This window comes from Nitrincola tapanii, assembly GCF_008368715.1.
GTDB classification, from domain to species: Bacteria; Pseudomonadota; Gammaproteobacteria; order Pseudomonadales; family Balneatricaceae; genus Nitrincola; species Nitrincola tapanii.
The window spans coordinates 425,103-439,945 of the sequence record NZ_SMRS01000001.1 but is presented as its reverse complement, the minus strand read 5'-3'; the positions used below and the strand labels follow the sequence as shown (position 1 = coordinate 439,945).

11 protein-coding genes and 5 tRNA genes are annotated in these 14,843 nt (G+C 50.9%); 12 read left to right on the top strand and 4 right to left on the bottom strand.

Annotated elements, in window-relative coordinates; genetic code table 11:
- Positions 1-3 precede the first annotated feature (3 nt).
- The gene (gene hemA / locus E1H14_RS02215; protein WP_149389805.1) at positions 4-1,278 is read right to left on the bottom strand and encodes a glutamyl-tRNA reductase; all 1,275 of its coding nucleotides are present in this window, start codon (positions 1,276-1,278) and stop codon (positions 4-6) included.
- 176 nt (positions 1,279-1,454) lie between these two features.
- Here hemA and E1H14_RS02210 point away from each other — a divergent pair, with 176 nt between their 5' ends.
- From E1H14_RS02210 to E1H14_RS02155, 12 genes are all read left to right on the top strand, one after another.
- A complete protein-coding gene (locus tag E1H14_RS02210) occupies positions 1,455-3,185 on the top strand; it encodes a tetratricopeptide repeat protein (protein WP_149389804.1) in 1,731 nt (576 codons plus the stop codon).
- Positions 3,185-3,769, top strand: coding sequence for a lipoprotein insertase outer membrane protein LolB (gene lolB / locus E1H14_RS02205; RefSeq protein ID WP_149389803.1), 585 nt, complete (start codon positions 3,185-3,187; stop codon positions 3,767-3,769). Before E1H14_RS02210 ends, lolB begins: the two co-directional genes overlap by 1 nt.
- A 144-nt stretch (positions 3,770-3,913) precedes the next feature.
- A tRNA-Gln gene (locus tag E1H14_RS02200) sits at positions 3,914-3,989 on the top strand.
- Positions 3,990-4,055: 66 nt separating this feature from the next.
- The gene (locus E1H14_RS02195; protein WP_149389802.1) at positions 4,056-4,997 is read left to right on the top strand and encodes a ribose-phosphate pyrophosphokinase; all 942 of its coding nucleotides are present in this window, start codon (positions 4,056-4,058) and stop codon (positions 4,995-4,997) included.
- Positions 4,998-5,093: 96 nt separating this feature from the next.
- Complete coding sequence (locus tag E1H14_RS02190) at positions 5,094-5,678, top strand: 50S ribosomal protein L25/general stress protein Ctc (protein WP_149389801.1); 585 nt, start codon at positions 5,094-5,096, stop codon at positions 5,676-5,678.
- 24 nt (positions 5,679-5,702) lie between these two features.
- Entirely contained in the window at positions 5,703-6,290 is a 588-nt protein-coding gene (gene pth, locus E1H14_RS02185) for an aminoacyl-tRNA hydrolase (RefSeq protein WP_149389800.1), read from the top strand.
- A 20-nt stretch (positions 6,291-6,310) separates the two neighbouring features.
- Entirely contained in the window at positions 6,311-7,402 is a 1,092-nt protein-coding gene (ychF, locus tag E1H14_RS02180; protein ID WP_149389799.1) for a redox-regulated ATPase YchF, read from the top strand.
- A gap of 98 nt (positions 7,403-7,500) precedes the next feature.
- Positions 7,501-7,577, top strand: a tRNA-Met gene (locus E1H14_RS02175).
- A 21-nt stretch (positions 7,578-7,598) separates the two neighbouring features.
- Positions 7,599-7,673 (top strand) — tRNA-Gln (locus E1H14_RS02170).
- A gap of 3 nt (positions 7,674-7,676) precedes the next feature.
- Positions 7,677-7,753, top strand: a tRNA-Met gene (locus E1H14_RS02165).
- A gap of 7 nt (positions 7,754-7,760) precedes the next feature.
- Positions 7,761-7,836 (top strand) — tRNA-Gln (locus E1H14_RS02160).
- Positions 7,837-8,001: 165 nt separating this feature from the next.
- Entirely contained in the window at positions 8,002-10,125 is a 2,124-nt protein-coding gene (locus E1H14_RS02155) for an EAL domain-containing protein (protein ID WP_149389798.1), read from the top strand.
- A gap of 78 nt (positions 10,126-10,203) precedes the next feature.
- Here the strand turns inward: E1H14_RS02155 and serB are convergent, their stop codons facing one another.
- The 3 genes from serB to secF all read right to left on the bottom strand — a co-directional run bounded on the left by serB (position 10,204) and on the right by secF (position 14,843).
- Entirely contained in the window at positions 10,204-11,448 is a 1,245-nt protein-coding gene (gene serB, locus E1H14_RS02150; RefSeq protein WP_149389797.1) for a phosphoserine phosphatase SerB, read from the bottom strand.
- Between the two features lie 5 nt (positions 11,449-11,453).
- Positions 11,454-13,844 carry a ribonuclease R gene (gene rnr / locus E1H14_RS02145; protein WP_149389796.1) on the bottom strand — a complete coding sequence of 797 codons (2,391 nt, stop codon included), beginning with the start codon at positions 13,842-13,844 and terminating at the stop codon, positions 11,454-11,456.
- 72 nt (positions 13,845-13,916) lie between these two features.
- Positions 13,917-14,843 (bottom strand): protein translocase subunit SecF, encoded by a 927-nt coding sequence (gene secF / locus E1H14_RS02140; RefSeq protein ID WP_149389795.1) that lies wholly within the window; start codon positions 14,841-14,843, stop codon positions 13,917-13,919.

Sequence of the window (14,843 nt, the reverse complement as noted above, 5' to 3'; positions counted from 1 at the left end):
CTATCAGCCTGAATTGCTGACGTCTTGATCCGGTAATTGAAACAGCTCGATCACAAGGCGATTGAGGTCTTTACGCCCGGCTGCGGACGCTTCACGCAGCTGGACCGTCGGAGAGTGAAGCAGTTTGTTGGTGAGACCACGCGCTAAAATCGACATCACCTCTTCAGCCGGCTTACCGCTTTGTAGTTGCCGCAAGGCCTTCTCCAGCATCTCGTCACAGATCACCTGCCCCTGCTGACGCAAGGCCGTGAGCGTGTCCACAGCATCCAGCTCCCGTAGCTGGCGCATAAACTCATGCGTCCCCGCTTCGATGAGCGTCTCAGCTTCTTGAGCTGCCGTTTCACGACCACGCTGATTTTCTTCGATCACATCCTTAAGATCATCCACGGTGTAGAGATAGACATCATCCAGCTCTCCCACCTGAGCTTCAATATCACGAGGAACGGCGATATCAACCATAAACATAGGTTGATGACGGCGTTTTTTTAACGCGCTTTCCACCGCGCCTTTACCCAGAATGGGGAGTTGACTGGCGGTGGATGAGATGACGATATCAATCTTCGGCAAGACCTCTGGGATATCACCCAGAGCAATCGCACGACCGGAAAACTCCTGTGCCAACTCCAAAGCACGCCCGAGTGTACGATTGGCCACCGTCATCTCACGCACGCCAGCACGGTGCAGATGGCGTGCCACCAATTCGATGGTCTCACCGGCGCCAATCAACAAGGCGCGGCTCTGGCGTAGATCAGCAAAGATATGCTGCGCCATACTCACCGCCGCGTAGGCCACAGACACCGGATTTTGGCCAATGGCGGTATGGGTACGGACCTTTTTGGCCACATTAAAAGTGTGGCGAAACCAGCGCCCCAACTCTGCGCCTAAAACACCGGCCTCTTGCGACAGGCTATAGGCTGACTTGAGCTGCCCTAATATCTGTGGCTCCCCTAACACCAGAGAGTCCAGACCGCAGGCCACCCGCATCATGTGACGCACGGCAGCCTCCTCTTCGTACAAGTAGCTGCACGGGGCGAGAAGGTGAGGATCGAGCTGATGGTACTGCCCTAACCATTGCAGCAATTGCTCTTTATCTTCACTGTTAGCAGAACAATAAAGCTCAGTACGATTACAGGTAGAAAGAATGGCAATTTCTTGCAAATCCGCATAGATCTGCGCTTGCCGCATGGCGTCCGCCAGCTTTTCCGGTGCAAAAGCCACGCGTTCGCGCACCTCAACCGGAGCGGTTTTATGATTGATACCTAACGCCAGCAATGCCATAGAAACGTTACACTACGCCGTCTAACTGAAATAAGCGGCTAATCATACACCTTTCAACTGCGCGGATTAAGTCATCCATCTGGACAGGTACCTCGTAGAGTGAGGGATAATCGACAAAAGCCTGAGAGTTACTCTATAGTGGCACTATAATCCGGCGTATAGGATCCTCCCTACTGATGAATAAGTTTGTCGCCCTGGCGATCAGCTGCGGCCTTTTCCTAACGGGCTGTGCCACCGCCCCACAAACGATGAATTCCCCACCTGAGTGGACACTCAGCGAACACCCCTTACCTGCGATTGAATACCTGCCCGGACAACTGAATCGGGAATCCCTATTTGATCTATTAAGCGCTGAGATTGCAGGGCATCGTGGCTTATTTGATGAGGCTTTGGAAAAATATCTCTTCCAAGCCAGCCTTACGCGTGATGTCGCGGTGGCAGAACGTGCAACCCGCATTGCCCAATTCATGCGTGACAGTTCCGCTGTGTTAGAAGCAGCGCAGATCTGGTCTCTAGCCGACCCGCAAGCCGCTGAACCTCGACGCTTAGTCGCCAGCATTCTTTTGCATCAGCAACGTTTTAGTGAAGCACTTCCGCTTTTACGCGATCTGTTAATGGACGAAGAAGGTGAGGCCGATGCTCTGTTGTTGATCAGCAGCCAAAGCGAGGCCCTCTCTGTAGAGGTGGCATCACAATATCTGACTCTGCTGAATGAAATCAGCGCAGTGCAGCCTGAGCGCTTGGATCTCTTTTTAGCCCGAGGCTTGTTGTATCTGCGTCTGAACGAACCCGAACTGGCACTGCAGATGTTTGATCTAGGCCTGCGGCAGCAGCCCTACCAGCCCCAGCTGGTTTTGCAAAAATCCGACATTCTGTTACAACTTGGCCGCAATAACGAAGCTCTCGATCTGCTCAGTCGCGCCGTTGCGCGCCACCCAGAGCAACAGCCTCTACAGATTCAGTATGCACGCACCCTGCTTGAGCTGGGCGAATACTCACGTGCCGAACGCAGCATTCAACAACTGCTGCAACGTGCTGCCCATGAACCACAACTGCAGCTCTATTTTGCCCTGCTCCTGCTCGATCATCAGCGCTTAGATACCAGCCGAGAATGGTTACAACGCCTACAGCGCCAAATGCCTGAGAACCGTGACCTCGAATTTTATCTTGGCCATATCGCACAACTGCAAGGGCAGAGAGAAATTGCCATTGGGCACTATCAGGCGGTTGACCAAGGTGCCACCTTCCTGCAGGCACAAGCACGCTTATTAGAGCTCTTTAACCAAGCCGAACATCGCGAACAAGTTGAAAGCCTGATGCGTCAGGCCAGTTTACGCCAGCCTGAGCAGAGCGTTGAGTTGACCCTGATGCTGGCAGAGTGGTTACGCAAACAAAACCTGAAGAAAGAGACACAAGCCGTTCTCAGCGAAGCATTAAAAACGCGTCCCAACAACACCCGTTTACTCTACGCACGCGCACTCAGCTACGAACCCGAGCAGCCCGAGCGCATGCTGCGTGATCTGCGCCGTGCTATTGCTCTCGAACCCGACAGTGCGCTCTTGCAAAACGCCCTTGGCTATACCCTGACTGTCTACACTCAGGACTATGAAGAGGCACATGCCTTAATCAGCCGTGCCCTAGAACAAGAACCCGAGGACCCCGCGATTCTCGACTCTATGGGTTGGGTACTTTTCAAGATGGGGCGCGCTGAAAAAGCGCTGTTTTTCTTAGAACGCGCCTATGCACTCTACCCAGATCCAGAAGTCTCTGCGCATCTGATTGAGGTGCTCTATAGTCTTGGACGTAAAGAAGATGCTTTAAGCTTACTCACACAAGAATTGGCCGAGCATCCGGAAGATCGTCATCTGCTCGATATGGTTCAACGCTTACACCGAGGTCAGCCCTAATGCTGCGTTTTTTGCTCCTCGTCGGATTCATGCTCCTGCTGGCAGGTTGTAGCAGCCTGCGCACAGAAGCCCCTCTTCCGGAAAATCAGGATCAACGCCAAGCACGGCTCCTCAAAGATTGGCAGCTAGAAGGACGCATTAATATCCGCCAAGCCGACAAATCAGAATCGGCCAGCATTCAGTGGCAACAAAAGGACACGGCCTATCTGATCAATCTAACCGCAGGCCCGTTTAACCAAGGTGTAGCGCGCTTAGAAGGACGCCCTGGACAGGTCGAAATGACGGTTGCCGGGGAAGACGATCGTTATGTCGCACGCTCTCCCGAAGCCTTAATGCAGGGAGTGCTCGGCTGGAGCCTACCGGTCAGTCATGCCAACTGGTGGATACGTGGTGTTCCCGACCCCTTTTTCCCCTTCCAAGAAGTGGTGATGGATCAAGGTTATGCGTTTCATCAAGCCGGTTGGCAAATCCAGATACAGCGTTATCAACAAACCGAGCAAGGTTTGATTTTACCAGGACGTTTACGTATGCAGCGCGAGAGTTTACAGGTCACGCTGGCGATACACCGTTGGCGGCTGCCGTAACCCCTGACAAGGTGTGCAGGCAGCAGGCCTCTAAACCGCACTCAACCGGAGCCTAAAGGCAGTATCAGGGTTGATTTCCGATCAATTTTTGTGGAGAATACGCGCCTTCCTAACCAGGCAGTTCTCTGCTTAACAGGAGATTACTGGGGTATCGCCAAGTTGGTAAGGCACTGGATTCTGATTCCAGCATCCGGAGGTTCGAGTCCTCCTACCCCAGCCATTGAATATGACTGAGATCCTCTCTGCTCCCTCAATCCATACTGAAACGATCGAAAAGGTAAAGCGCATGTCCAGCATGATGATCTTCACCGGCAATGCCAACCCTGAACTGGCAAAAAAGGTGGTAGAACGCCTCGACATCCCTATGGGAAAAGCCTCTGTCGGTCGTTTCAGCGACGGTGAAGTCAGCGTCGAAATTCAAGAAAACGTTCGTGGTAAAGACGTTTTTATCATCCAATCGACCTGTGCCCCCACCAATGATAACCTGATGGAACTGATCGTGTTTGTGGATGCGATACGTCGTGCCTCTGCAACGCGCATCACCGCTGTTGTTCCCTATTTTGGTTATGCTCGCCAGGATCGTCGTCCACGCTCAACACGTGTTCCGATCAGCGCTAAAGTGGTTGCGACCATGATGACCAGCGCCGGCGTCGATCGTGTACTAACCGTAGATTTACATGCCGATCAGATCCAGGGTTTCTTTGACATTCCGGTTGATAACGTTTACGGCTCTCCGGTTCTGCTCGACGATATTATGGATCAGCACTACGACAACATCATGGTGGTTTCACCCGATGTCGGTGGTGTAGTCCGTGCGCGTGCGGTGGCTAAACAGCTGGATTGTGATCTGGCGATCATCGACAAACGCCGCGAGCGTGCAAATGAATCTCAAGTGATGAACATCATCGGGGATGTCGCGGGACGTACCTGCATCCTGGTCGATGACATGTGCGATACTGCTGGCACGCTCTGCAAAGCCGCACGCGCTCTAAAAGAGAAAGGCGCCGCGCGCGTTGTTTCTTATGTCACACACGCTGTACTTTCTGGCCCAGCCATCAGCAACATCAGCAACTCTGAACTGGATGAGCTGGTCGTGACTGACACGATTCCGCTGTCGCCTGAAGCAATGAAGTGTGCAAAAATTCGCCAGTTAACGCTGGCACCTATGTTGGCAGAGGCGGTACGCCGCGTTTGCAACGAAGAATCCATCAGCGCCATGTTCCGTTAAGGAAACAGGCCTGATTCTGCCCAGCCGGGCATCACAACAAAACTGCAAATACCTGGTCGCGGGATTTGCAGTTTTTAATTTATAAGGGAAAAACCCATGTCTAAGTTTGTTGTTCATGCTGTTAGCCGTGAAGATCAGGGGAAAGGTGCGAGCCGCCGCCTGCGTCATCAGGGCCTGGTTCCAGGTATCATCTACGGTACTGAAGCACCTAAAGCCATCTCTGTCATCGGTAAAGATCTGTACCGCATGCTGCTGGAAGACGGCTTCTATTCGTCTATCCTGAGCATCGACCTGGAAGGCACTCTGACTCCTGTTATCATCAAGGATCTGCAGCGTCACCCAGCGAAGCCTGTGGTTCTGCACGCTGACTTCCAGCGCATCGATGAGAGCAAAAAGATCAAGATTCAGGTACCTCTGAACTTCATCAACTTCGAAAAATCTGCTGCATCTAAAGCTGCTGCGAAGTTTGCTGCTGAAGCCTCAACCGCTGAAGTCCTGTGTCTGCCAAAAGATCTGCCTGAAATGCTGAATGTTGATCTGTCGAAGATCGAACTCGGCCAGATCGCTCACTTGTCAGACATCGTTCTGCCAGAAGGCGTTGAAATCGTTGCACTGCGTCGTGGTGAAGATCACGATCAGGGTATCGGTTACTGCTACGCTCCACGCGGTGCTAAGAAGTAAGTTTCACGAACTTCTTAAACCGGCATGAACGATCGGATTCAGCTCATTGTTGGCCTCGGCAACCCCGGCAGCCAATATGCCCACACCCGACACAATGCCGGTGAAGATCTGGTGGCGCAGCTTGCTGCCCACCAGCATCTCTCCTTAAAGGCCGATCCTCGCTTTCACGGCCTCTATGGCAAAACCCTGATCGAAGGGCAAGCCATACATCTTCTTATTCCCAGCACCTTTATGAATTTAAGCGGCAAAGCCGTTGCGGCACTGGCCGGTTTTTATAAGATCCCGCCAGAAGCCATTCTTGTGGTGCATGATGAACTCGACCTACCTCCAGGCTGCGCGCGCTTCAAACAAGGCGGCGGACATGGGGGGCACAACGGTTTACGCGACATCATCAGCCGACTGGGTAATTCGCGCAATTTTTACCGCTTACGCCTCGGCATCGGCCACCCCGGCCATGCTAGCCAAGTCGCCGGTTTTGTTTTAACACGCGCCCCAGAGACTGAACGCCTGAAAACTCAAGCGGCAAGTGATGAAGCCCTCAGATATCTGCCACTCGCCCTCAGCGGCCACTGGCAAAGAGCAATGAATCAACTACACAGCTTTAACGGCTGAATAATCAACAGGATAGGATCATGGGTTTTAAATGTGGCATTGTTGGCCTGCCCAACGTAGGCAAATCAACCCTTTTCAACGCTCTGACCAAAGCGGGTATCGAGGCACAGAACTTTCCTTTCTGTACCATTGAGCCGAACGCCGGCATTGTCCCCATGCCTGATCCACGCCTCAACGCCCTGGCTGAGATCGTGAAACCTGAGCGCATTCTGGCAACAACTATGGAGTTCGTGGACATTGCTGGGCTGGTTGCCGGAGCCTCACGCGGTGAAGGCCTAGGCAATAAGTTTCTAGCCAATATCCGCGAAACTGACGCCATCGCACACGTAGTCCGCTGCTTTGAAGATGACAATGTCATCCACGTGGCGAACACCATTGATCCCCTAGCGGACATAGAAACGATTAATCTCGAACTGGCTTTAGCCGATCTCGAGTCCGTGGAAAAACAGTTGCAGCGTGTTCAGCGCAACGCCAAGGGCGGAGATAAAGAAGCCCTTGCCATCAAGGCGCTATTAGAAAAACTTCTCCCCCACCTCAGTGAAGGCTTGCCGGCGCGCGCCCTCTCTCTGAATGAAGAAGAGCAACGCTTAAGCAAAACCCTACACCTCCTAACCACTAAACCCACCATGTATATCGCCAACGTGGCGGAAGATGGTTTTGAAAACAATCCACATCTCGACAAGGTGCGCGAACTTGCCGCTGCGGAGGGGGCTGAAGTTGTTGCCATCTGCAATAAGCTGGAATCCGAGATCGCCGAACTGGATGACGAAGAAAAGCTTGAGTTTCTACAAGAGATGGGCATGGAAGAAGCCGGCCTTGACCGTGTTATTCGTGCCGGATACCAGCTTTTGGGGTTACAAACCTACTTCACCGCTGGTGTCAAAGAGGTTCGCGCCTGGACCATCCGCGTGGGTGATACCGCACCGAAAGCAGCGGGCGTCATTCATACTGACTTTGAAAAAGGCTTTATTCGTGCTGAAGTCATCGGCTACAACGACTTCATTCAGTACAAAGGTGAACAAGGTGCTAAAGAAGCCGGCAAGTGGCGTCTGGAAGGCAAAGACTATGTCGTTCAAGACGGCGACGTTGTGCACTTCCGCTTTAACGTCTAAAGCCTGACGCCTAACTGTTTTAATTGAAGTTTTTTTCGCAAAACACTGTTGACACAAGGCCGCAAAAAGCGAATAATTTGCGGCCTTGAAAGAGCGCTGGCAATGTAGCTCAGTTGGTTAGAGCAACGCATTCATAATGCGTGGGTCGCAGGTTCGAATCCCGCCATTGCCACCAAAGCGCGTTTCAAGTCGGTCTAGGGGTATCGCCAAGCGGTAAGGCAACGGGTTTTGATCCCGTCATGCGGAGGTTCGAATCCTCCTACCCCTGCCATCTGGCAATGTAGCTCAGTTGGTTAGAGCAACGCATTCATAATGCGTGGGTCGCAGGTTCGAGTCCCGCCATTGCCACCATTATGTTTGGGGTATCGCCAAGTTGGTAAGGCACTGGATTCTGATTCCAGCATCCGGAGGTTCGAGTCCTCCTACCCCAGCCATTCGTCACTTCTCCCCTCTTCATATATTTTATCAGCCGTTATTTCGTTACCCTTGAGTTTGAGCTGACAGCTTGCATCAGAGCGATTATCATTAGATTCAGTTTGTGAACATAGCTTAGCAGCTGAAACCAGCACTCACAGCCAAGCACTCAAGGGATCGTCTGAATGTCAACACCGGATGCGTTACTGGAAAAACTTTCGCAACTGAGCAATCCTGCCAATCGGCCTAGTGTTTCAATTCTGTTCATTGGTTTTTTTAAAGAACATGCGGCAAGCATCCAGGCCGTTTTACGCCATGTGCAAATGTCACCGATGTGCCGGTTTATTAATGATGAGAAAGAATTCCTCAGTTCTTTACCTGAACGCAGCTGGGATCTGATCTTGAGTTGTGATGAGAATGCACAAGCTCCTACCCCTATCGATATCAGCCTGCATCTAAAACGCTTGGAAAAAGAAATTCCAGTCCTAGCCTTGCTCCATCGGATACCCGATACAGCAGAATATCTCGCTCTACTTAAAGCGAATACGTTACCTATTCTGGCTGCAAAAGATCCCCAAATAATTATCCAATACATCAACCGCACACTCGAACAGAGCAAGGTTAAACGTGAGTTGCGTCACATCGAAAATCTACTGATAAAAACAGAGCAGCGTAATCAGGATTTAATTGCACACTCACGCACGGCCATCGCGTATTGCCAAGAAGGGCAATTACAATATGTGAATGAGAGTTTTGTGGAGTTATTTGGTTATGATCAGCTCGGTAGTTTAAAAGGATTATCTTTAGATCGGTTTATCACATCCGCTGATCGTGAGGCGCTATATACAAGCTTAGCGCAAGTTGAAAAAGGTGAGTTCAATCAGAGTGAACTTCTCGTTACGGCGTTGCGCCCAGATCATACCGAATTCCGTGCTCAGTTCACTTTCTTTATATCTGCGTTTCAAGAAGCCACTTGTCTACAATTAGAAGTCACTCTGCCTTTTCATTCAGATCAAGATGTTTTTGCCAAAGAAGATCCGATCAGCGGCCTTCATAACGATGCCTTTTTCCTAGCAGAATTAGATAAAGCGATTAATAAGGCACGCGAAGGCGGACATGACTGTAACCTTCTTTACCTATCCCTAGATCAATATGAAACTATCTTGCAAGAAGCAGGCAGCGAAGCGGCCGATTTGATGACCCATGCCGTAGGTAAACTTCTGGAAGAAAAGATCAATCCTGCACACTGTGTCGCACATCTGGATAATGAAGCCTACGGCATTATTTTTTCTGATGCGAGTACCGAAAAAGCCACCGCTTTAGCACGGCAACTCTGTTTAGCCATCGCAGAAATCGAAGAAAACTTTGCCAACATCTCTTTGCGCACCACCTGTTCGATCGGTATTGCTTCGATCAATGAGACGGCACCACGCGTCACCGAAATGCTGACCCGCGCCAAAACGGCGGCCGCCAGCCTGCATCACGCTGGGCGGCGCGGTAATGGTTATAGCCTGCATAAACTGGAGCATTCAGGCCACCTACCCGAAAGTGACCATCAAGCCGTACGCAAGCTGATGGATGCGATCAGCCATAATCGCTTTCGCCTGCTCTTCCAGCCCATCGTGCCGTTGAATACCGAAGACAAGGCCTGCAACTACGAGATACTCTTGCGCCTGTTAACCGATCAGGATCACGAAATCTCACCGAATATTTTTCTCAGCTCCATCAGTGATGACTCGGTGATGGCACGTATGGATATGTGGGTGTTAGAGGAGTGTATTCTGCTGTTGCGCCAGGCGCTCGATCAAGGCGAACGCAACCGTCTTTTCATCAATATCACCAGCCGCACTCTCAAGAACAAGTCGCTCCTTCCCTGGTTATCCGAGCAGCTACGCAATATGCGCTTACCTGCGGATCATCTGGTGTTCCAGATCAGCGAAACAGATGCGCTCGCCAACCCATCTCACTATAAGGCCTTCTGCCGCGCCTTGAAAAAATTGCATTGCCGTATCTGCCTGAAACACTATGGCAGTACTTCAGAATCGGAGTATCTGTTAAAAGATACGCCTTTGGATTATATCAAGCTGGATGGTAATTATATGAAAGACCTGTCCTCTGGGCAGATCACTCTGAAGCAGTTACAGCGTGTACTAGAACCCGTGCAGGCACAACATATCTCTTTAATCGTCCCGATGGTGGAAGATACACGCGTCATGGGCAAACTCTTCCACCTGGGTGTCCACCTGATTCAAGGGCATTATTTACAGCCGCCTCGTCCGAAGATGGATTATGCGTTTTTTGAACACTGATCCTACACGCGGGGCTTTATCCAAAAAAATCACCTCGCTTAAGCGAGGTGATTAGACAAGCACATGTTCTCTACTGGTTTAGGAAGACGCGTGCTGATCCTGGTCAAGATCATCCCGGTCGCGGAAACCGATCAGATATAAAATACCATCTAGACCGAGCGTTGAAATCGATTGCCGCGCACGTTCGCGCACCAAAGGCTTGGCGCGGAAAGCAATACCTAATCCGGCAATGGATAACATCGGCAGATCATTGGCGCCGTCTCCGACAGCAATGGTTTGCTCTAAACGTATTCCCTCACGCTCAGCCAACTCGATTAAGAGTTGTGCCTTACGCTCGCCATTAACGATACTGCCTACCACTTCTCCGGTAACTTTCCCTTCAGAAATATCCAGCTGATTAGCGTAGACGTAGTCAAAACCTAAACGTCTCTGTAAATATTCAGCAAAGTAGGTAAATCCACCTGAGAGAATAGCCGTTCGAAAGCCTAGGGCATGCAAACGCGATACTAGACGTTCTGCTCCTTCCGTCAACTGCAGTCGCTGGGCAATTTTTTCCAAAACACTCGCATCCAAGCCTTTTAGCAAGGCCACTCGACGCCGGAAGCTTTGATCAAAATCCAATTCACCGCGCATGGCCGCTTCGGTAATCTGAGCCACCTGCTCACCGACACCGGCCTCTTTCGCCAACTCATCAATGACCTCTGCCTCAATCAAGGTTGAGTCCATATCAAATACCACTAGGCGGCGATTACGTCGAAAAATATCATCCTGTTGGAAGGCGATATCTACATCGTAATCCGCAGCCGCTTTCAGAAACTCCTGACGCAGTGCCGAGGCATCTGCGGGAATCCCCCGCACCGAAAACTCGACACAGGCTTTGGTATTCAGATCATGACTGGCAATCTTCTCCAAGGGTAAACGCCCAGAGAGTCGATTCACGTTATCAATATTCAGCCCATGACGTGCGGCTATATCCGTCACACGTGCAATATGGGCCGCACTGATACGCCGTCCAAGCAAGGTAATGATATGGCGAGATTTGCCCTGGCCGGCGACCCAATCCTGATAATCCGCTTCGGAGACAGGCTCAAAACGTACCATCATATCCAGCTCATGGGCGCGAAATAGAAGATCACGCAACAAGGGCGAAGACTCAGACTCAGGTGGAACCTGCAATAGAATACCTAAAGACAGGGTGTTATGAATCACCGCCTGACCGATATCAAGAATATTGACCTGATAGTTCGCCAGGATGGCCGTGAGGGCCGAAGTCACACCCGGCTTATCCTTGCCGGAGAGGGTCATGAGTATTATTTCAGTCATTTAAATCAGCGTTTCCGAGACGGTTTTTTACCGGATGCAGAGGTTGCGCCACGTGGGCTTTTAGCGGCTTGGGTATCCCCACGACGCAACTTATCACGGGTTGATTCTTTACGTTTAGGGGCAGGCGCTTTACTCGCATTGGAACCTGAGCTCGAAGCGGCATCCACCAGTTCAAAATCAATTTTACGCTCATCTAGGTCAACCCGCACTACCCGCACTGAGACTCGATCTCCAAGCTTAAAGATTTTGCGCGTACGATCACCCACTAAGCGCTGCTTGGCCGCATCAAAATGATAATAATCGCTCGGTAAACCCGAGATATGCACTAAACCTTCGACATACAGATCACTGATTTCGACAAACAAACCAAAACCTGTGACCGCCGCGACCACACCGCTGAAATGACTGCCGATATGATCCAGCATATATTCACATTTCAACCAGGACACGACATCACGTGTGGCTTCATCCGCACGCCGCTCGGTCATAGAGCAGTGCTCACCCAGAGCTAAAGCCTGCTCAACACTGTACTCATGGACAAAATGAGGTTGCGGTTTAAAACCGTCGGGACGCGCTAGATGCTTTAACTTCACCCCGGCGTGCAAGGCACTACGAATCACTCGATGCACTAAAAGATCAGGGTAACGACGAATAGGGGAAGTGAAATGCGCATAGGCCGCATAGGCCAGACCAAAGTGTCCTAAGTTTTCTGGACTGTAGATCGCTTGCTGCATCGATCTCAACATCATTGTTTGGATGATATGTTGATCTGGACGCGCTTCTATCACCGAAGCCAGCTTCAGATAATCTTTGGGTTCAGGCTTAGCTCCACCGGGCAGATTCAAACCCAGCTCACCTAAGAAGGCTCGCAGATTCTCCAGCTTCTGATCTTTTGGGCCTTCATGGATACGGTAAAGTGCGGGCTTTTTTGCCTTCTCGAGAAAACGAGCCGTCGCCACGTTGGCACACAACATACATTCTTCAATGATTTTATGCGCATCGTTGCGGTGAATCGGCACTATCTCTTCAATTTTTCGATCAGCACCAAATTTAATCCGTGTTTCAACGGTATCAAAATCGATCGCTCCACGCTCATCGCGTGCTTTTCGCAGCGCTTTGTAGAGGCTATACAACTGCTCTAAATGCGGCACCACCTCGGCATAGGTCGTGCGCAACGCCTCCTGCTGATCCGACTCCACCGCACCCAAAATCGCAGCCACCTTGTTGTAGGTCAAACGCGCTTTCGAGTTGATCACCGCCTCATAAAAACGGAAATCACTCAACTTACCGGAACGGCCCAGTGTCATCTCACAGACCATCGCCAAACGATCCACTTTGGGATTCAGCGAACAAAGGCCATTGGATAGGAGTTCAGGCAGCATCGGTACAACATATTCTGGGAAATAAACCGAGTTACCGCGCTTAATCGCCTCTTCGTCTAAAGCACTTTGCGGACGCACATAATAGGAGACATCCGCAATGGCCACCCAGAGACGCCACCCCCCAAAACGCTTTTTCTCCGCATAAACCGCATCATCAAAGTCGCGCGCATCCTCACCATCTATCGTCACAAACGGCATCGCTCGCAGATCAAAACGGTTCTGTTTATCCGCTTCAGCGACTTCGGGGGTCAACTCACCGATCTGCTGATGTACTGCTTCAGGCCACTCATTGGGAATGTCATGGCTATGAATCGCCACTTGAATTTCCATGCCAGCCGCTAAATGATCCCCCAGCACCTCCACCACACGTCCACGTGCAGGCAACTTACGGCTTGGTTGTTGGATCAGCTCCACCACAACCAGTTGGCCACTTTCGTAGTTCAAACCGGCCTCAGCATCAGGTACGACGATCACTTGATGGGTGATACGCTGATTCTCTGGGATCAGGGTGCCAAAACCGTTCTGGCCATCAAAACGCCCGACCAGCTTACGCGTATTACGCTCAAGCACTTCAACGATCTTACCTTCGCGGCGCCCCTTGGTATCAAAACCGATTTGCTGCACCAAGGCACGATCGCCATCAAAGACCTCACGCATATTGCGCGGGCTTAAAAACAGATCATCACTGTTGTCGTCTGGGCGAATAAAACCAAAACAATCCCGATGACCGATCACTCGCCCAGAGATTAGGTTCATCTTCTCGATCAACCCGAACTCATTACGGCGATTGGAGATCAACTGCCCATCGCGACACATTGCGATTAAGCGGCGGCGGATCGCCTCAATATCCTCCTCCGAGTGCAGGTTTAACTCGGCACAAAGATCAGGGTGAGAAATGGGTACGCCCCACTTCTTCATAAACTCCATGATAAATTCACGGCTGGGCACAGGCTTCGCGTATTTTTCGGCTTCCTGCTGTGCGTTGGGATCTTTAGAAATCCACTCTTTACTCATATTAATTCCGTATTTTTCTCATTAATTCGCTCACCTGAAGAGAAAAAGCCGGCTATCTGGCCGGCTTTTCAATCACGGGAGCTGTTCCGCCTCATCCTCTTCTTTCGGAGGAGGCGGTATCAGATCTTCACGACTGACATTCAACATCAGCAGGATATTGCCTGCTACATAGATCGAAGAGTAGGTTCCAACCACCACCCCCACCAGGAGGGCAATCGCAAAACCATAAATCATCTCACCACCAAAAAACGCCAGTACCACCAACACTAAGAGTGTAGTCAAAGATGTAACAATAGTACGGCTTAGGGTTTCATTTAAAGATTGATTGAGTACTTCGATCGGCTCACTCACCCGCATAATGCGAAAATTCTCACGAATCCGATCATAAACTACGATGGTATCGTTAAGTGAGTAACCAATCACGGCCAAGGCCGCTGCCAACACCGTTAAATCAAAATCGATTTGCAGAAAGGAGAAGAAACCCAACACCAGAATCACGTCATGCGCCAGAGCCAAGACCGCTCCAACCGAAAACTTAAACTGGAAGCGAAATGCCAGGTAGACCATGACCATCATCAAGGCAACCAGCAGGCCCAGCCCACCTTGCTCGCGCAGTTCTTCACCGACCTGGGAACCCACAAACTCATTACGCCGCAGCGTGACGGTTTGCTCTTCTGCTGATTGCAGAAGCTGCAGGATGGTCTGCCCCAGCTGCGGATCATGCGCCTCACCCAAGCGAATCAAAATATCGTTAGCGGCACCAAAGGTTTGCACAACCGCATCCTGATAGCCTGCACCACGCAGAGTGGCACGCACAGCCTCCAACTCAATAGGGCGCTCATAGGTAACTTCTACAAGACTACCGCCGGTAAAATCCAAACCAAACTTTAAACCATTAATGGCCAAAGACAGAATGGACGCCAACAGAAGGATGATCGATAGGGCTGCAGCACCTTTGCGCAGCCCCATGAAATTAATTTGACGCTGAATATGAATCAT

Coding starts and splice junctions, on each gene's coding strand:
- hemA (WP_149389805.1), bottom strand. CDS start 1,278: ATGGCATTGCTGGCGTTAGGTATCAATCATAAAACCGCTCCGGTTGAG.
- E1H14_RS02210 (WP_149389804.1), top strand. CDS start 1,455: ATGAATAAGTTTGTCGCCCTGGCGATCAGCTGCGGCCTTTTCCTAACG.
- lolB (WP_149389803.1), top strand. CDS start 3,185: ATGCTGCGTTTTTTGCTCCTCGTCGGATTCATGCTCCTGCTGGCAGGT.
- E1H14_RS02195 (WP_149389802.1), top strand. CDS start 4,056: ATGTCCAGCATGATGATCTTCACCGGCAATGCCAACCCTGAACTGGCA.
- E1H14_RS02190 (WP_149389801.1), top strand. CDS start 5,094: ATGTCTAAGTTTGTTGTTCATGCTGTTAGCCGTGAAGATCAGGGGAAA.
- pth (WP_149389800.1), top strand. CDS start 5,703: ATGAACGATCGGATTCAGCTCATTGTTGGCCTCGGCAACCCCGGCAGC.
- ychF (WP_149389799.1), top strand. CDS start 6,311: ATGGGTTTTAAATGTGGCATTGTTGGCCTGCCCAACGTAGGCAAATCA.
- E1H14_RS02155 (WP_149389798.1), top strand. CDS start 8,002: ATGTCAACACCGGATGCGTTACTGGAAAAACTTTCGCAACTGAGCAAT.
- serB (WP_149389797.1), bottom strand. CDS start 11,448: ATGACTGAAATAATACTCATGACCCTCTCCGGCAAGGATAAGCCGGGT.
- rnr (WP_149389796.1), bottom strand. CDS start 13,844: ATGAGTAAAGAGTGGATTTCTAAAGATCCCAACGCACAGCAGGAAGCC.
- secF (WP_149389795.1), bottom strand. CDS start 14,843: ATGATTCATATTCAGCGTCAAATTAATTTCATGGGGCTGCGCAAAGGT.